10 protein-coding genes are annotated in these 18,325 nt (G+C 57.4%); 8 read left to right on the plus strand and 2 right to left on the minus strand.

Going from position 1 to position 18,325, the window contains the following annotated elements; all coding sequences use genetic code 11:
• Positions 1–79: 79 nt before the first annotated feature.
• The gene (locus NZ823_02795) at positions 80–2,977 is read right to left on the minus strand and encodes an extracellular solute-binding protein (GenBank protein ID MCS6804053.1); all 2,898 of its coding nucleotides are present in this window, start codon (positions 2,975–2,977) and stop codon (positions 80–82) included.
• A gap of 432 nt (positions 2,978–3,409) precedes the next feature.
• Positions 3,410–4,681: a redoxin domain-containing protein gene (locus NZ823_02800; GenBank protein MCS6804054.1), complete on the minus strand. Its 1,272-nt coding sequence runs from the start codon at positions 4,679–4,681 to the stop codon at positions 3,410–3,412.
• A gap of 339 nt (positions 4,682–5,020) precedes the next feature.
• Here NZ823_02800 and NZ823_02805 point away from each other — a divergent pair, with 339 nt between their 5' ends.
• The 8 genes from NZ823_02805 (at position 5,021) to NZ823_02840 (ending at position 18,217) form a co-directional block, all read left to right on the plus strand.
• Complete coding sequence (locus tag NZ823_02805; GenBank protein ID MCS6804055.1) at positions 5,021–5,374, plus strand: 4a-hydroxytetrahydrobiopterin dehydratase; 354 nt, start codon at positions 5,021–5,023, stop codon at positions 5,372–5,374.
• 160 nt (positions 5,375–5,534) lie between these two features.
• Positions 5,535–7,622: a hydantoinase/oxoprolinase family protein gene (locus tag NZ823_02810; protein ID MCS6804056.1), complete on the plus strand. Its 2,088-nt coding sequence runs from the start codon at positions 5,535–5,537 to the stop codon at positions 7,620–7,622.
• Positions 7,623–7,694: 72 nt separating this feature from the next.
• The gene (locus tag NZ823_02815; GenBank protein MCS6804057.1) at positions 7,695–7,910 is read left to right on the plus strand and encodes a hypothetical protein; all 216 of its coding nucleotides are present in this window, start codon (positions 7,695–7,697) and stop codon (positions 7,908–7,910) included.
• A 1,042-nt stretch (positions 7,911–8,952) separates the two neighbouring features.
• Positions 8,953–9,252: a twin-arginine translocase TatA/TatE family subunit gene (locus NZ823_02820; protein ID MCS6804058.1), complete on the plus strand. Its 300-nt coding sequence runs from the start codon at positions 8,953–8,955 to the stop codon at positions 9,250–9,252.
• A gap of 9 nt (positions 9,253–9,261) precedes the next feature.
• A complete protein-coding gene (gene tatC, locus NZ823_02825) occupies positions 9,262–10,311 on the plus strand; it encodes a twin-arginine translocase subunit TatC (protein ID MCS6804059.1) in 1,050 nt (349 codons plus the stop codon).
• A 311-nt stretch (positions 10,312–10,622) separates the two neighbouring features.
• Positions 10,623–13,274 carry an alanine--tRNA ligase gene (gene alaS / locus NZ823_02830; GenBank protein MCS6804060.1) on the plus strand — a complete coding sequence of 884 codons (2,652 nt, stop codon included), beginning with the start codon at positions 10,623–10,625 and terminating at the stop codon, positions 13,272–13,274.
• 109 nt (positions 13,275–13,383) lie between these two features.
• Complete coding sequence (locus NZ823_02835) at positions 13,384–15,396, plus strand: UvrD-helicase domain-containing protein (GenBank protein ID MCS6804061.1); 2,013 nt, start codon at positions 13,384–13,386, stop codon at positions 15,394–15,396.
• Positions 15,389–18,217 (plus strand): ComEC/Rec2 family competence protein, encoded by a 2,829-nt coding sequence (locus tag NZ823_02840; GenBank protein ID MCS6804062.1) that lies wholly within the window; start codon positions 15,389–15,391, stop codon positions 18,215–18,217. Before NZ823_02835 ends, NZ823_02840 begins: the two co-directional genes overlap by 8 nt.
• Positions 18,218–18,325: the final 108 nt, after the last annotated feature.

Here is an 18,325-nt window from a genome sequence, read left to right on the forward strand (position 1 = left end):
TTAGGATGAGTGCGGGGACCGTGCTGCCCGTCTGAGCAACAGCCCGGCTCCCGATCATCTTCGTGCTCGCCAACTCGTGCTAGAACAGCCTGCTGCGCTCCGAGTCAGCGTCAGCGTGATTCTCATCATCGGCGTCTTCATCCAACCACCAGCTCTCGATCCACCTTTGCGGCCGAGCCGATTGTTCCAAACTGAGCAATTGGTCAACAGCGGCTCGCGTCCATCCATAGCGTTGCCGGCACGCCTCGGCCAATTGCTCTAGTGTTGGCTCGTCGCTGAGCTGTTGACGTAAGCTGGCGCGCGCGCTCCACAGTTTCCGCAGATTTTGCGCTTTTGTGGCAGACCGTGATTGCGCATCGTCAGAGAGATGAAGGACGCCAGCTAAAACATGATCGAGCGCTTGATACTTGAACGCTTTTTCGCTAACCGGCAGTCGTTCATCCGGCCAGCGCGATGTGTCCAGCGCCATATCTTGGATCAGCTCACGGAACCGCTCGTCGGTTTCTTGCAGTGGGCTCCAATGAAGCCGTTGCTGAACGAATCGCTTGATACTTTTGAGGACCTTGGTTTCCTCTTCTGGCAAGGCGCTCGCGTCGCCGCTGAGATAACTGGCCCAGGCAGCCAATTGTTGGCGCGTTCGCCACGGTTTTCGCGCCACCGGGGGCGAGGTCAGCATGAGCATCGGCGGCAATTGATCAATCAAGCGTTGCAAGCTATCGCGCCGCGCGCGGAGGCGATCAGCCTGTTCGGGATTGAGTTTGTCGGGCGAGAGTTGGTTGATCCGTTCAACAGCGTGTTCATAGCAGTCGCGTTGTTTCTGAATGAATTCAAGAGCCTGGCGCGCCAGCCGATGCTCAATGTCGAGATGGCCGTGAACGATCAGGTGACCGATGAGCATGTGGGCAGACCAGTTGTCCTGATCAATTTGCAGCAAGTGTTCAAGCAGGTTGCAGAGCTCGTCCCAGCGTTGCGATTTGAACGCGACGAACGCGCGTTCAACCGTTTCAAACAATGTCCACACGGGATGAGCGCCGTTTTCCGGTTGGGCGGTCGTGTAGAAATGAACATCGCGCACCTGAATGGGGATCGCTCCGCCCCGATGTGAGCCACGCCCCAACATGCTGCCCAGCGCCCAGACATTTTCGATCTTTTTGCGCAGTTTCGTGCAATGAGTGGCGAAGGCTTCTTTCGGATATTTTGGCTGAGCAGTTGGCCAGATCACATAGCTCCACACCCAGTGCGTTTCGTGCCAACCCACTTGCAAGCATTCGAGAATGTGTCGGAACAACTCGTATTCGGCGCCGTGGATCAACTCTTCAAGCGGCTCTGACGCCTGCTTGCGCAGTAGCACTTTGCGTTTGACCGTGTCAAGATAGAGCGCCGGATATCCTTTGGTGGCAACTGTGGATGAATCAGACAACGGCGTTGCATCCTGAGCGATGACCTCACTGGATGAGGTCATGCGGCGTTGCAGTGTCGCCAATGTGTCGCGGGCTTGGCGCAGTTGAGCGACGCGGTCTCGTTCGACGCGCCGATGCCAAACAGCGCCAGCGGCGATCACCACAGCCAGCAGCACTACAGCCGCCAACCACGGCCACAGCTCTGCCAGCCGGCCCGGCGAGAGTTCCTTGTTGATGTCGGCTTCAGCCGAATGGAGCGCGGCCAGGATCAGCTTTTCGCGCGCTGCTTGCTCGGTCGGGTTGGCCGAGGAATGGACAGTCGTCAGCGCCGACAATCGTTTCCAGAAAGCATAGAGGTTATCGCGCGTCGCCAGATTCTCCACGATCGGCGCCCACTCCGGCATTGCCGGATAGGTTTTTGCCTGCTCGAGCGCCGAGTGAAATAAGGCGGCTAACGGTGATTGAGCCAGTGCCTGCGGATTGCCGGGTAAGGCGCCCAGCGCGCGCGTGTAGCGCCGTTGACTTTCCGGCCCGACAAAAAATTCGACCAACCGGCGGGCGCGTTCCAGCTCGGCCGGGTAACGACCACCGCTGGGGTCCAACACAACCAGGAGCGAGCCGCCCTTAACAGTCGTCGCTCGCTCGGCGCCGATCCTCGGCGGAAGCGTCAGGCCGATGCGCTGTTGCCAGTCAGGCCCTAAGCGTTGAGCCGCCCGCTCCGTCGCCCACGGTCCAAGGATGACCATCGCGTAGCGTCGCGCCAGAAAATCTTCGACCACATCCGTGCTCAGTTGTTCGGGCAACGCGACGTAGCCGTGCCGCGCCAGCCGGATCAAGAATTGCGCCGCACGTTCGCCTTGCGGGCCGCCAAACCGCGCTTCCCGCCAGGGCAGCAGCCCAAATTTTTTGTCTACCGAGATCAGTGAAGGCAAGCCCGCGTTGTAGAGCCAGACAGACAAGTCATGAAGCAAATTCCAATCCAGCCCTGTGGGAATCGCCAGCGGCGCAATCAATGTTGGCGAGCTCGCCCGTAAGCGTTCACAGGCGGCAATGAATCCCTGCTCATCGCTAATGGCGTCAGCCTGCACCATGTCCTTCCAGTACCACAGGACGCGCACGTCCCAGGTGTGTCGTTGCTCGTAGGGCATGACGCCGAGCCAGCGGAAGTAAGCCGCCCAGGTGTCACCCAGTTGCGCCACGACAGGCGGATTGCTGGCATCTGAGACGTAATCGGTGAAGTAGCGGAAGGCGTCCACCCACGTGATGAATTTGACAGCGACAGGCACACCGTGTTGAGCCTGAAAGATGGCCAATTCCTCGAAGATCTGCTGTTGACCGAGCACCTGACGTGCTAGTGACGGGTCTCTCAGCAGCTCATCCGGCGTGTTGTGCAGCAAAGCGCGATGCCGACTGGTGAATTGTCGGATGTCAACTTCTGTCGGCGCTGTCAACGCCGGCGGTTCATCCGGCATGCGAATCAGCAGCAATGGCTCATCAGCGACATGAGCGATAGAGGTGCCCAAACAGACCGCCACCAATACCAACGTCACTGCAATCAGTCTGCTCAGCGCCTTCATAACACCCATCCACCTTTGCGTATGCGTCATTAGTAAATGTAATGTGGCGATTCAGCCAATGTCCATGCAAAAAATGATCAGTGCTAGAGCCTCCATGCTACCCTGTTCTCGCGTCATTCGGAGCAAATGGCTCAGTGTGGCAATACAAACGGCGCTGAGGGAGCAATAAACCTATTCTGATTTTAGAGCGGCTTGCGAATGAGTTCACTCTGGAAGCGTGCGGTCGCTGAGTCAACTCATCTGCAAACCGCTCTAAGACTCAAGAAACAGCAACAGACGGTTGATCGCCTATGGCCTCATTCCTTCGGAGGCAGTGGCGCAAACTGAGGTCCACGGCCTGCGGGCGTTCATTTAGCAACATTCCTACACTCGTGCGCCGCTGTGACACAAAAACGCCAGAATCCTCATGGCACCATCATCGGTTGTCAGGTTTCACTCCGATGGCGGCTTCGGTTCGGGATTGCTTTGAGTGGGCGCCGCTTCGGCTAGCAATTTCTTAATCATGTATTCGGCCAACGCCGGATTCGTATGCCACGTGAAGATCATGCGCACGCGGCCCGCGCGATCAATTATGGCGAGCGTCGGAATCGAACGCGCGTGGTAGGCGTCGAAGCCTTTTTGACCGTCATCAATCGCCACACCGTAAGGGATATTGCGGCCAAGTTTGAATTTGGAGAGAAAGGCGAGTTCTTCAGCCTCTGAGGCTTTGCCGGTCTCACGACCATTGAATCCGTAAAAGCGCGTCAGAGAAAGAATCTTGAGGCCGCTCTTACTGTAGCGCATGTGCCAATTGCGCAATTCCGGGATAAACTGCCGGCAGTCGGGACACCAGGCAGCCCAGAATTCTAGCGCGACCACCTGACCACGCAGCGCCGCCAGCGTCGTCGGCGTTTCCTTAATCCATTTGACCGGAGCGATGTCGGGAGCCGGTTTGTCAATCAACTGAAGCTGGGCGATCGTTGTTTCCACTTGTTCCAACGCCGTTTCGATCGCGTCCCATGGCTCGCCGCCGGCCAGTCGCATCTGCCGCTCGAAATAAGCTTTCAGCTCATCCATGAGTTTAACGGCGTCGGCCTTGCGATCCATCGCTACATAGAGTTGTGCGAGCGCCACGCCGGTGTACCAGATGCGTGGAATCAGACCCGATTGCCGGGCATCAGCCAGAGCCTGTTCTTGGTGGCGCACGGCTTTCTCCATCTGGCCTTGTCGCGTGTAGGCGACCGTCAGCGCTTCGTGGGCTTGTGTGCGGGCCTCTTCCACGTTGAATGAGCTGGCAGAAATGGCCGACAACATAGCTTCGGCCTCGTCCATCCGTCCAAGCCCGGAGAGCCGCCCAACCAACAAGAGTCGCGCTTGCTGCTTGTATTCCTCGGTGAGCGATTTATCGTCCAGTAGCTCGCGCAACGCCACGATGGTTCTTTCGGTGTCGTTAGCGAAAAGGTACAAATAAGCGAGCCACAGCCGATCAGCGCCCGTGGGGTTGCCGGCTTTGACTCTGGCTGCATATTGCGCGGCCAGCGTGCGCGCGCGCTGACGACGTGCATCGGCTTCAAGGTCGTTAATGTCCGCCGCTTCGGCCTCAAATAGCAATCGGTTGATTTCCTCGACGTACTCTTGCGCCGACCGCTTCGATTGAGCCGTGTGCCGAGCCGGTAGGCCCATCACGGTCAATACAAGAACAAACAACAAGACTGTAAGTTTCATAATCGCTACCTCGATGATCTTGGAGGCCTAGAGTGTAACATGAATCAGGATTGGGACACTAGAAGCGATCTCATAAATCGCGTCCACCTCTTCAAAAGCGCATAAAGGCATGCCCGATGAACCAGTTCATGTCGGTGAGACTACTGAGCCAGGTTCGTCAGAGTCCCCATTGTGAAGCACAGTGCACGGCTGGTCACCTCAGCGGCGATTGAGTGCAGCAGCGGCTATTCTGCTCTCAGTCGGGTTCTGATGTGAATGATCCCAGTGGGAACGTGCTTGCTCAAGCGCAGCCCATTGCGTACACTCAACGCTTCAACACATCGTCAGGAGGTTGAACGGATGAGCGAATTAGCCAACAAAGAATGTGTGCCCTGCCGGGGTGGCGTGCCGCCCTTGACCGGCCCTGAACTGAAAGCGTTGCTCGATCAACTGAACAACGGTTGGCAGGTGATTGAAGAGCATCACCTGGAGAAAGAGTACAGGTTTAAGAATTTTCGTGAAGCACTCGAGTTCACCAATCGCATTGGCGCGTTGGCTGAAGCGCAGAATCATCACCCTGATATTTATCTGGCTTGGGGGAAAGTCAAGTTGATGGTTTGGACCCATAAGATCAACGGGCTGACCGAAAGCGATTTTGTATGGGCAGCCAAAGCTGACCAGGTCTTCTCATCGCTGGAGCAGAGCGGTTTGTGAATGAGTTTGCCCTGCGGCGCATGCTTCCAGCGTGCATGAGCCTGCATGATGTGGAGCCCCCAGCTAAAGGCAACTGAAAGTCGCTCTGAGGCGCAGGCGACATGATTGCTCATCTGCCGCTCTGTTGGTTAGCGTGGGCGAGCATCGCTTGACTGATTGGATGACGAGCAAACGGATCAGAATCGGCATTGACACGGGCGGTACGTTTACCGACTTTGTGATCGTTCATGATGCGCAGGCGCAGCATTTCAAGCTGCCGTCAACGCCTCATGATCCAGCCAAAGCGGTGCTAGAGGGCTTGGCCCGCATCCGAGCGATGTGGCCCGGTGCGCCATTCGATATTGTGCATGGCTCAACCATTGCCACCAATGCGTTGCTTCAGCGTCGCGGCGCGCGGACGGCGCTGGTCACGACTGCCGGATTTGAAGATGTCCTGGAGATTGGTCGGCAAGCGCGTCCGCGATTATACGATTTGAACGTGGATCGGCCGCCACCGCTGGTGCCGGCGGGATTGCGATTCGGCGCACGCGAACGCATCGGCCCACGTGGCGACGTGCTTATCGAATTACAGCCTGCGGAAATTGAGCGGCTAGTCGCTGCCGTGCGAAAAGCTCGCGTTGAGAGTCTAGCTATTTGTCTCTTGTTTTCATTCGTCAACCCGCGACATGAGCAATTGATCGAAAAGGCCATGGAGGCGCTCGGCTTGCCTATTTCATCCTCATATAGGATTTTGCCTGAGTATCGCGAGTATGAGCGCACGAGCACCGTTGTCATCAACGCCTATGTGATGCCGTTGGCCGGGCGCTATTTGCAGCGGTTGCTCGATGGCGTCAGGCAGCTTGACGCCATCAGTCAACTTGACGCCACGGCGCGCGCGCGACGAGCTGAACGAAAGGGGCGTGAGGGCGGCGTCAGGCTGCGTGTGATGCAGTCCAGTGGCGGTTCAATGTCTGCTGAGGCCGCGGCCCGCGAGCCGGTCCGCATTGTGTTATCGGGGCCGGCAGGCGGCGTCGTTGGCGCCTTGGCTGTGGCTCGCAAGAGCGGCTTTGACCGTATCATCACGTTTGACATGGGTGGAACCTCGACGGACGTATCGCTGTGCGTTGGGCGTGTACAGACGACCAATGAAGCGCAGGTGGCTGACTTGCCCGTCGCGATCCCGGTGATTGACATTCACACAGTCGGCGCTGGCGGTGGGTCTATTGCGCGATTGGATGCCGGCGGCGCGCTGCGGGTCGGGCCTGAAAGCGCCGGCGCTGATCCAGGACCTGTCTGTTACGGCAAGGGTGAAGCGGTGACGGTCACGGATGCGAATTTGATTCTCGGTCGCTTTGGCGGGCGCGCGTTGCTCGGCGGTGAGATGTTGCTTGATGACCAACGGGCCGCGTCATACATGGACGCATTTGCACAGGCTATGTCGCAGGCCACAGGCCGAAAGATCAGCCGCGAGCAGGCGGCGCTTGGCATTGTCAACGTAGCCAACGCGAACATGGAAGGGGCGCTGAGGAAAATTTCTATCGAGCGCGGCTATGACCCGCGTGACTTCACACTGGTGTGTTTTGGCGGCGCGGGTGGACTGCACGTGTGCGCGCTGGCGCAGGCGCTACGCATCCGTCGGATTATTGTCCCGTTGAGCCCAGGGACGCTCTCGGCGCTGGGCGCGCTGCTGGCCGATGTGCAGAAAGATTATTCGCAGACCGTGATGTTGCCAGGGGAGCAAGCCAGCCAGATGCAACTGGAGCGCGTCTTTCGACGACTGGAATCGGTTGGTCGCAAGGAATTAGCGTCGGAAGGTTTCCATCCCGATCAAGTCCGTGTCGAACGCGCCTGCGCCGTTCGATATTGCGGTCAGTCGTTCGAGCTGGAAATTCCCTGGAGCCACCGCTGGCAGCGCGATTTTCATCAGGCGCACCAAATTCGTTACGGCTATGCCGATCCATCTCGACCGACGGAGATCGTCTCGGCGCGAATTCGCTGCATCGGGCGCGTCCAGAAACCCCGACTGAAATCCTATCAAGCCGATGCGCGCCAGCGGCCACGACCACGCTATGAGTTGGTTGTGGTGAAAGACCATGCTGAACCAGTGGCCGTTTATTCGCGCGATGATTTGCCGGTCGGGTGCCGGTTGAAAGGCCCGGTCATCATCACCGAGTATAGCTCGACGACGTTCATCCCACCGGAATTCGCGCTTGAGGTGGATCGGTTCAAAAACATGCTCATTGAGCAACGGCTGCGCTTTTCTTCTTGACCAACGGCAAGTGGCCAGTGAGCACCGTCAAGGTCAGCTTGCGCCGGAGACGTAAACAGCAGTTCACCAGAGGTGCAACGTCTGGAAGGGCGTCATCCCCACTTCATCTGTGTGGGCGAAGAGCAGGGTAAAGGCGGTTGTAGGGTGCAACGTCTGGAAGGGCGCCATCCCCACTTCATCACGCCTGAAGGAGCGCCGCCCGTTCCCTCATCGGTCGTTCATGCTGTTTGGTCGCTGGCCACAAACGTGCATGTCTTGGCGCGTCTCCAACGCGCCACCATTGTTTGATCTACTGTCCCAGACGTTGCACGTCTGGCTACCTTCTCGCCGCCGCTGGCGCGGCTCAGCAAAAATGAGCCTAGAGCGGTTTGCGAATGAGTTTGTCTTGGGAGCGCACGCTTGCAGCGTGCATCAGCGGCCCCCAAGCTAAAGGTAATTGAAAATCGCTCTAAGTAATGTGACAAAAAGTTCGGGGCGTTTCTGGAGTGCTGTGATGTGTCGCAGCTTTGGCCGGAAAGCGGTGACACGTCACCGCACGCCAAAACGTCCCCCAAAATCTCCCATGTCCACCTACTTAGTATGCGGAAAGAAAGACCACGTTCTTGTAGCGGTGCCCCTGTGTGGCCGATGGCATTAGGTTGGTGGAGTTGGATAGAACGCGGATGAGGCGGATGCGACGGATTATCACCGATTGATCCGCGTTGATCAGCCAAATCCGCGTCATCCGTGTTCCGTGAATGGCATTAGTTCGTGGAGTTTGGATAGAACGCGGATGAGGCGGATGCGGCGGATTATCGCCGATTGATCCGCGTTGATCAGCCAAATCCGCGTCATCCGTGTTCCATGAATGGCATTAATCGTGGAGTTTGGATAGAACGCGGATGCGGCGGATGCGGCGGATTATCGCCGATTGATCCGCGTTGATCAGCCAAATCCGCGTCATCCGTGTTCTATGAGCTTTTTAACTTCATGCCATTGGCTTTGAAAAACCGAGCTCACTTCACTGCGCCACCCGCGCGGCGGATTTACGCACCCGCTTCAATTAACTCACCCTGTGTGTGGGTTGCGGATTGACACAACTGAGAAGCACTCACGAGCAACTGTGCATGGCGCTTTCAAAGCACAATCGAGATGATCGCACCACCTTGTCAACGGAAATCTCGTCTTTCGAGCAGTCACATTGCAACGCCACACTGTTTGTGCTCCCTTGACGTCAGCTCCGATTGTGACGGATAGTATCCATTCAATGACTGTAGGGGAAAACAGGCCGGTCCGGCTCGTGCCCAAATCCTAACGACGGTTGATATGGGAAACTCGAACGGAGGCCACGATGTTTGGTTCGTTGGGAACAACTGAAATCATCTTTATCCTCGTAATTGCGCTGATTATTTTCGGTCCGCGCAAGCTGCCACAACTGGGTCGCACGATTGGCGAGAGCCTCGCTCAGTTTCGCCGCGCATCGGAAGATTTCAAACGCTCCTGGGAGCAAGAGATCACCATGGAGGAAAAACGTCTTCAATCCTCCGCGTCGCCTGCTTCGCCGCGTGGCGCCGTGTCCACCGAACCGTCGGTGACGCCCACGCCGGCAGTTCACACCGAGACGGAGGAAGACCCGCGCTTCAGCGCCTGATGATAACCCATGATGAGCAACCGAGTGAGCGTGCCGACGGACGCGGATGAGGCAGCAGAGGAACTCCGCGAAGGTGAGATGTCGCTGCTCGATCATTTGGACGAGCTGCGCCGTCGGTTGACCTACTCTGCCATTGCGGTGGCAGTCTTCTTCGTCCTCAGTTGGACGTTTGCTGAGCGTCTCTATCACTTCTTAGAGAAGCCGGTGCTGGAAGTGTTGGAGCGAGTCGAACGTACTCAGTTGGCCAGTGTCGTTCGTTCGACACCCGTCTGGTCGTTGCAAGAGAACGATTCCGTTCAATACACGTTCCGTGAGGAGAGTCGGCTGGGCGATATTCCCATTCCGGCGGGCGTCACCATACCGGGCACAGTGCAACGCCGCAACGGCCAACTGGTAGTGGTGACCAAAGAAGCGTGGGTTGTCGGCCAAACCGTGATTCCGGCAGGAACGCCGCTGCCTGTTCAGGTCCAGCCAGCTCGACCCAGTGAACGATTGATTATTAGCACAGTGCCGGGCGCTTTCTCGTTGTACATTCAAGTAGCCTTTTATGCCGCCATCTTTTTCGCCATGCCATTCATCTTGTATCAAGCATGGGCATTCGTTTCACCGGGTCTTTACAAACACGAAAAGCGTTACGCGCTCCCGTTCATATTCATGGGTTCGATCTTTTTCCTCTTGGGCGCGGCCTTCGGCTACAAGATTGCCTTTCCTCGCGCTGCCGAGTGGTTGTTGGGATTGGCCAGTGGGTTTCGTCCGCTGATCAACGCTGGTGAATACTTCAATCTCATCCTGATCATCATGCTCGGTCTGGGCGCTGTGTTCCAAATTCCTACGATCACCTTTTTCTTGGCGCGGATCGGTGTGGTGACGCCGCGAAAGATGGTGCAGCCGTGGCGGGTCGTCTTAGTCGCCATCTTTGTTGTTGCTGCGGTGATCTCGCCGACCGGCGACATTCCGAATCTGTTGGTGTTCGCCCTCCCGATGATCCTGTTGTATATCCTGAGCATCGGGATTGCGTGGTTATTCGGCAAGCCGCGCCAGGAGGAGCTCTCCTCCTGAAAGTGATGAACGGAGGCCTGCTGGTTGATTGCCCACCGCGCAGATCATCTCAGGCTCTTTTGCCTCAAAGAGTCTCTGGGTGTGATACCTCTTGGCATGCCTTTGAGCCTGTTCCGAACAGGCACGTGCGGGTTTTGTCCTTCGTGGCGTGTGGGTAGATGAGCGATTCATCTAAGAAAGGGATGAGCCACGCCGTGGAATGGCGCCCAGCAAGCCGAACCGATCAGGCTCATTGCGCCGGTTGTCAGGACTCTGCCAGTGCAGTATCCTTTGCCGTTTCAAAGACTATGCACAACGAGCAAACAAAGCCTATGACATGGTTGGAAATTCAGCAGATGTTTCTTGATTTTTTCCGCGAGCGAGGTCATACGATCGTGGCCAGCTCATCGCTGGTGCCTCGCAGCGATCCCACATTGCTGTTTACCAATGCCGGTATGGTGCAATTTAAGGACGTCTTCCTCGGCAGCGAAAAGAAGCCATACGTCCGCGCTGCCACCGCGCAAAAGTGCTTGCGTGTATCGGGCAAGCACAATGATCTGGACGAGATTGGTCCTTCGCCGCGCCATCATACGTTTTTCACCATGCTGGGGAATTTCTCGTTCGGCGATTATTTCAAGGAAGAGGCCATTCAGTTTGCCTGGGAGTTGCTGCTTGATTATTACCGATTGCCGCTTGAGCGTTTGTGGTTCACCGTCTATGAAAACGACGACGAAGCATTTGAATTGTGGAAGAAAGTTGGCGCTGCGCCCGAGCGCATCCTGCGATTTGGTGAGAAAGAGAACTTCTGGGCCATGGGCGAGACCGGCCCGTGCGGGCCATGCAGTGAGATTCACTACTTTCAGGGCGACGATTTGAGTCAGAATCGCGCTGAGCTGGTCAATGGGCCAGGCCATGAGACGATTGAAATTTGGAATCTGGTGTTCATGCAGTTCAATCGTGATGAAACAGGCCAGATGACGCCGCTGCCGAAGCCGTCAGTAGATACGGGCATGGGCCTGGAGCGGCTCACCGCGGTGTTGCAAGGCAAACGCTCGAACTATGAAACAGACCTGATCCGCCCGATTGTTGAGTTCATTGCTTCATTGGCGCACAAGGATTACCTCGCTAGTAGCGACGATGGCGTATCCATGCGGGTGATCGCCGACCATGCCCGCGCTACTGCCTTCTTGATCGCCGACGGGGTGTTTCCGGGCAATGAATCGCGCGCCTACGTGTTGCGAAAGATCATGCGTCGCGCATTGTGGCATGGCAGCAAACTGGGCATCGAGTCGCCGTTCTTTTACAAGGTGGCCATCTTCGTCGCTGACCTGATGGGGCAGGCTTTTCCCGAAGTGCTGGATGCGCGGTCAACCATTGAGCGCGTGGTGACGCACGAGGAGAAATTGTTCAGTTCGACCATCGCCGGCGGGTTGCGCAAGCTCGACGAAGTTATGGCGCGCACGGCCGGGCAGGTCATCGCCGGTAAGGATGCATTCATGCTGTATGACACATTCGGGCTGCGCGAGGACCTCATTCAATACATCGCCGACCAGCGCGGCTATGCGGTGGATTGGGAGGGATTCAAGCAGGAGATGGAGCAGCAACGTCAGCGTGCGCAGGCTGGATGGAAAGCCTCGTTGGCCGACAAACAAGGGGCCGTCGAGGCAACGTCTCAACAAGAGATCGTCAGTGAATTTCTAGGATATGACACGCTCGAAGCGGAGGCGACCGTCACCCACATTTTTGTGAATGGACAAAAAGTTGAAGAAGCAACAGAAGGCATGCAGGCTGATGTCGTGCTGGACAGGACGCCGTTTTACGCCGAAGCTGGCGGACAAATCGGCGATACAGGCGTGATCGAAGGCGAGCACCTGAGAGCTTTGGTCACAGACTGCATATCGAAGACGTTCACTGAGCAAGGGACGGCGCTGCATGTCAAGCACGTCCATCAGCTCGTGGTCGAGCGAGGCTACATTCGGGTTGGCGATTCTGTCCGAGCAATAGTGGATGCTGAACGTCGGTCGCGGATTCGGCCTCATCACACGGCTACGCATCTGGTTCATGCCGCATTGCGCGCCGTGCTAGGCCCGCATGTGAAGCAAGCGGGAAGTCTGGTCGCGCCGGACCGCTTGCGGTTCGATTTCACGCATTTTGCGCCGCTCACGCCTGACGAAATCGAAGAAATTGAAGCGCTCGTCAACCAGCAAATCCTGCGCAACGCGGATGTGCGAACTGATGTTTTGCCGCTGGACGAAGCGCTCAATGCCGGCGCTATTGCGTTCTTCGGCGAGAAGTACGGGACGCATGTGCGCGTGCTGACGGTGCCTGGCTTTAGCGTCGAGTTGTGCGGCGGCACGCATGTTAGTCGAACCGGCGACATTGGCGTGTTCAAGATCATTAAGGAAGAGTCCATCGGCGCCGGCTTGCGTCGAATTGAAGCGGTTACCGGCAAAGCCGCGCTCGAACGATTTCAGGAAGATGAAGAACGGCTCGCGCAACTGGCCGCCATGTTGAATACGTCGGCGCAGGAGGTTGTGCCGATGGTCGAGCGGTTACAAGCGGAGTTGAAGGCGACGCAGCGGGAGTTGGAACAATTGAAACTGAAGCTGGCTCGGCAGTCGGTCGGTCAGATTGCTTCACGTGTGCGACAGGTCAACGGCGTGCGCGTGCTGGCTGAGCGGATCGAAGGCCTGGATGCCGCCGGCGCGCGTGAATTGGCCGATCAGCTCCTCAGTAAGCTCGAATCCGGTGTTGTCGTGTTGGGGCGCGTCGAAGATCAAAAGGTCTCGCTTGTCGTGCGTGTTTCCAAAGATTTGGTTGGACGGTTGCATGCCGGCCAGATTGTCAAAGAGTTGGCGCGTCAGGTCGGCGGTGGCGGCGGCGGGCGAGCCGATTTGGCTGAGGCTGGCGGACGTTCGCCGGAGAAGCTGGACGACGCGCTGAATGCGAGCGTCGAAGTGATCGAGCGGTTGTTGAATAGCTAGCGCCGCCACCGGCGCGAGGAACTGAGCGCCTTGGCGGTGCGCGATTCAAGAGACGAAGCGTTGAACAGCGAGCGTCACCACTGGCGCAAGAAAGCCCTGCCGAGCAGCGATGAGACGGTATGTTCTGAAGCGTCCGACTACGCAGCGACTGCGCGTTGATTATCGGGCTGAGTTGAACGATCAACAGTATGCCGCTGTCGCAGCGGGCGCAGGGCCGTTGTTGGTGATCGCCGGCGCGGGCTCGGGCAAGACCCGCGTGGTGACCTATCGCGTCGCCTGGCTCATCGAGCACGGCGTTGATCCATCACGGATTTTGCTGGTGACATTCACCAATAAGGCGGCGCGCGAAATGCTCCGGCGCGTCGAAGCGCTATTGCAAACCAGCTTGCCGCAACTGTGGGGTGGAACATTTCATCACATTGCGAATCGCGTCTTGCGGGAACATGCCGAGCTTCTAGGCTACACGCCAAATTACACAATCCTCGATGCAGAAGATAGCCGCGACCTGATCAGCCTGTGCGTGCGCGAGGCAGGGATTGACATCAAGGCGCGACGGTTTCCGCGAGGTGAAGTGCTGGGCGACATCATCAGTCTTGCGGCTAACACCTCGAGTTCGATCGAGCAGGTCATCGAACGTTCCTATCCCTATTTTGAGCCGCTCACACTGGACATCGCGCTGGTCAGCGCGATCTATCGCCAACGCAAGCAACGTGACAATTTGATGGACTATGATGACCTGCTGCTGAATTGGAAACGGTTGCTTGATGAGCATCCAACGATTCACCATCGCTATGCCAACCAATTCATGCACATCCTGGTGGACGAATATCAGGACACGAACGCGATCCAAGCTGACATCGTTGATCAACTGGCCGTCGTGCATCGGAATGTGATGGTCGTCGGCGATGACGCGCAGTCAATCTATAGCTGGCGGGGCGCGAATTTTCGCAATATCTACGAATTTCCCGCGCGGTATCCCGACGCGCAGGTGGTGCGGCTGGAAGTGAATTATCGCAGCACGCCGCCTGTGTTAGAGCTAGCCAATGCCTCGATTGCTTGCAACCAGAAGCAATTTCCTAAGGCGCTACGCGCCCGGCGTCGCGGTGGCGTGAAGCCGGCGCTCATTCCGGCGCGCGATGTGTATGAGCAAGCTGATTTCGTCGTCAGTCGCGCGTTGGAGCTGCGCGATGCCGGCATTCCGCTGAGCGAGATGGCCGTTCTCTATCGGTCGCATTATCACTCGATGGAAATTCAAGTCGAATTAGTGCGACGAGGCATTCCTTACCTTGTGCGGTCCGGCGTGCGATTTTTTGAGCAAGCCCACATCAAAGACGTGCTGGCTTATGTCCGGCTCGTCAGCAATCCATACGACGAGCTGGCCTGGATGCGCGTCCTTCAATTGATACCCGGCGTAGGCAAAAACACGGCGACGCGGGTGTGGCAACAGCTTACCGCGACAGGAGACCCGCTGACAGCAGTCACTACGTTGGGGCTCGTGCCGGCGCGGGCTGAGGCTGGTTGGAAGGAGTTTATTTCTTTGGTCGCGCGGCTCACTGACGTGCAGCATATTGATTCGCCATCGGCGCAGATTGAAGCTGTGCTCGATAGCGGTTATGTGGATCACGTGCGGGCCAACTATGCCAACGCCGAGGCGCGGCTCGATGATTTGCGGCAATTGGCCACGTTCGCCGCTCGCTATCAATCGGCGGAAGCGTTCCTCAGCGAAGTGGCGCTGATCGGCACTGAGCGCTTCAGTTGGCGCGACGGTTTGCATGGCGAAGATGTTATGCAGAGCGGCGACCCAGAGGAGTTTTTGGTGCTCTCTTCGATTCATCAAGCCAAAGGCTTGGAGTGGCGCGTCGTCTTCCTGGTCTGGGCTGCTCATGGCCGCTTTCCTTCAGCTCGCGCTTTGCAAGACGAGGAATCCATCGAAGAAGAGCGACGGCTCTTTTACGTCGCGGTGACGCGCGCCAAAGACGAGCTTTACTTGTGCTATCCGTTGCTGGCGCGAGAACGCCATCGAACTCTGATTCTCAGCCCATCCCTGTTCATTCAGGAGGTTGATCCCTCGCTGATGGACGAATGGATGATTACAGTCGAACCCTTCGACGAGCATGCGTGAGCGTTTCGCCCCGCTCTCTCTGACGTTCCAACCAATGTTGTTTGTGGCAGCGGCGTACTGCGTCGGCATTGCGCTGGCCGGCAGTCTGAACATGCCGCTGCTCATGTTGTATGGACTCGCCTTGATCTGTTGCTTGATTGCTCTGGTCGGCTTGATTGTTGGTTCATCGCGTGCCGGTCGGTATGGGGCTCACATGACGTCTGCCGCGCTGCTGATTGGGTTTGTGTGCGCCGGCGGTTTATTGTTTCGGCTTGAGCAATCGGCGCCGGCGCCGTATCGCATTCGTTCGTTGTATCAAGCCGGGCGTATTCAGCCCCATGAGCCTGTGCAGATCATCGGCGTGCTTTCAGGCATGCCTGTCGCGGCGCCCGAGCGCGTCTATTTGGACATAGAAGTTCAGCGGGTCAAGTCGCGCACGGTCGAGCAGCATGCGCGTGGTCGTGTGCGGCTGATGCTGCCGTTGACCGACGAGGTGATGCAGCAACTCTCGGATCAGCTCCGGCTGAGTTACGGCGTTCGCATTCGAGCGCTCACCACCTTGCAACGGGCCGATCGGTATCGCAATCCCGGCTCGTTTGAATACACGGAATTTCTCGACCAACGAGGCTTTGATGCGTCAGGTGTCTTGAAGAGTCCACGCTTAGTAAGTGTGCTTGCGCGCGATCAAGGTCATCGGCTCATGGCGCGGTTGTATGAAGGCCGGCGGCGCGCTGAAGCCGCTATTGATCGCCTCTTCGATGGCCAGACGGCGGCAATTCTCAAAGCTGTCTTTCTCGGCAACCGATATTTTCTCAGCCGCGATGTAGCTGAGAGATTCCGCGCGGGCGGAACCTTCCATCTGCTGGTCATCTCCGGGTCACACGTTAGTTTTCTGGCAGCCATCTTGATAGGAATTTTCTCGACGCTGTGGCGGAATCGCTGGTTTCAATTTGTCGCCGTCAGCGGGTTGCTCTGGGCTTATACGTTGATGGTTGGCCTCGATCAAGCGCCGATTGTACGAGCGACCGTGATGACAACGGTGGCGCTCGTGGCGCTCATTGTGTTTCGCCAGGCGCAGGCGGCCAATATGCTGGGCGTGGCAGCATTCATCTTGCTCGTCATCAAACCGAGTGAGTTGTTTGCTCCCGGCTTTCAACTGACCTGCCTGGCCGTTGCTTCGATGGTGTTGTTGGCCTTCCCACTGATCGCTCGATGGCGTGCCATTGGGACGTGGCGCCCATCCTCGTCAGCGCCCTACCCGCCGCAATGCCCGCCGTGGTGTCGTTGGCTGGCCGAAGTGATGTACTGGGATCAACGTGCCTTTGATCGAGAGCAACAACGGTCGCCGATTCGCTTTCGCGTTGAAAAGGCCGCACTGGCGCAGTGGATCAATCGCCTCATTGGTGTGCAACCGCTGTTGCGGGCTGTCTGCCTCTCGCTCGTCATTTCATCAGTCGTGCAGATCGTCATGCTGCCGGCCATGATCCTCTATTTCCATCGTGTGACATTGGCCGGCGTCTTGCTCAATGTGACTGTCAGTTTGTTCATCGCGCTGCTGATGCTCATTGCTTTTCTCGCATTCGCAATCGCGCAACTGAATATGGCGTGGGCAAGCCCGTTGGTGAAGCTTGCCGATTGGTTGGCCTCGAGCATGAACGAGAGTATGCAGCCGCTGTTGCAATTTCGCTGGGCGAGCTTTCGCGTTGCCGAGTATACATCCGATGCGCGATGGGTCTACGGGCTGTACTTCGTCCCACTCGTGTTCTTTGTCTTTGCCGTGCACAGATGGCAGCCACTTCGGATTGGCAGCGCGACGATGCTGACAGCGCCGTCAAGCGCAACACGGCTACGTTCCGTCGCGCCGTCAAGCGCAACATGGTTGGGTTCCGTTGGAGAATCGTTATGGCGATTTCGTCATCAAGCGGCTGCTCTGTTGCTGCTCTTCAACGTGGTGATCATCGTGACCCATCCGGGCAGCGTGCGCCATCAAGAGGGTTGGTTGACAGTGTCGTTTTTGGATGTTGGTCAGGGCGACGCCGTGTTGATTCAATTTCCGCAGGGCGCGAGCATGCTGGTGGATAGTGGCGGTCGCCCATCATTTCGCGCGACCGGTTCATCCGGCGCTGAGGAATCGGACTTTATCGAAGACACACAAACAATCGGCGAGGCAGTCGTCTCCAATTTCCTATGGGCACAGGGCATCACCCGGATTGATTACGCGCTGCCGACGCATGCTGACACGGATCATATACAAGGGTTCAGCGATGTGTTCAACAACTTCAGCGTTGGTCGTGTCTTGTTGGCTCGCCTGCCGACCGAGGATGCCGAGTTCACATTGTTGGAATCGGCGCGTCGGGCCAATCGAATTCCAATTCAAGCGATTGCCGCCGGCGACCGATTCAGCATTGATGGCGTCGCCGTTGATGTCTTATGGCCGCCGCGCGTCCCTGTTCAACCCGCAGGGTGGGGCAATGATGAATCGGTCGTAATGAAGTTGACCTATGGGCATCGGCGCATTCTGTTGACCGGCGACATCACAGAGGTGGTCGAGCAGGTGCTGATGGGGCGGTATCCTGATCTCTCCTGCGACGTATTGAAAGTGCCGCATCACGGGAGTCGCACCTCATCATCGGAAGCGTTCATTGATCGCGTCCGGCCGCGTGATGCAGTGATTCCGGTCGGGGCGCACAGTCCATTCCGACATCCGCATCAAGAGGTGGTGGCGCGGTACCGAGCGCGGCGCGTTCGACTTTGGCAGACCGGCCATTCAGGGACGATCACGATCCGAACCGATGGGACGCGGTTGGAGATTTCCACGCATGTTCGGCAGCCATCGGGTTAGCCGCCTGAGCGCAGTGGCCAGTCAGTCGAAGCGCACACGAAGCCACGAGGGTACAGCCTAGAGGCGTGCCAGGTAAATTCACGTGAAAGCCGCTCGGGTAGCTGTTTT

Source organism: Blastocatellia bacterium, from assembly GCA_025054955.1.
Taxonomy (GTDB): domain Bacteria; phylum Acidobacteriota; class Blastocatellia; order HR10; family J050; genus JANWZE01.

Coding starts and splice junctions, on each gene's coding strand:
- alaS (MCS6804060.1), top strand. CDS start 10,623: ATGACATGGTTGGAAATTCAGCAGATGTTTCTTGATTTTTTCCGCGAG.
- NZ823_02820 (MCS6804058.1), top strand. CDS start 8,953: ATGTTTGGTTCGTTGGGAACAACTGAAATCATCTTTATCCTCGTAATT.
- tatC (MCS6804059.1), top strand. CDS start 9,262: ATGATGAGCAACCGAGTGAGCGTGCCGACGGACGCGGATGAGGCAGCA.
- NZ823_02810 (MCS6804056.1), top strand. CDS start 5,535: ATGACGAGCAAACGGATCAGAATCGGCATTGACACGGGCGGTACGTTT.
- NZ823_02805 (MCS6804055.1), top strand. CDS start 5,021: ATGAGCGAATTAGCCAACAAAGAATGTGTGCCCTGCCGGGGTGGCGTG.
- NZ823_02800 (MCS6804054.1), bottom strand. CDS start 4,681: ATGAAACTTACAGTCTTGTTGTTTGTTCTTGTATTGACCGTGATGGGC.
- NZ823_02795 (MCS6804053.1), bottom strand. CDS start 2,977: ATGAAGGCGCTGAGCAGACTGATTGCAGTGACGTTGGTATTGGTGGCG.
- NZ823_02835 (MCS6804061.1), top strand. CDS start 13,384: ATGAGACGGTATGTTCTGAAGCGTCCGACTACGCAGCGACTGCGCGTT.
- NZ823_02840 (MCS6804062.1), top strand. CDS start 15,389: ATGCGTGAGCGTTTCGCCCCGCTCTCTCTGACGTTCCAACCAATGTTG.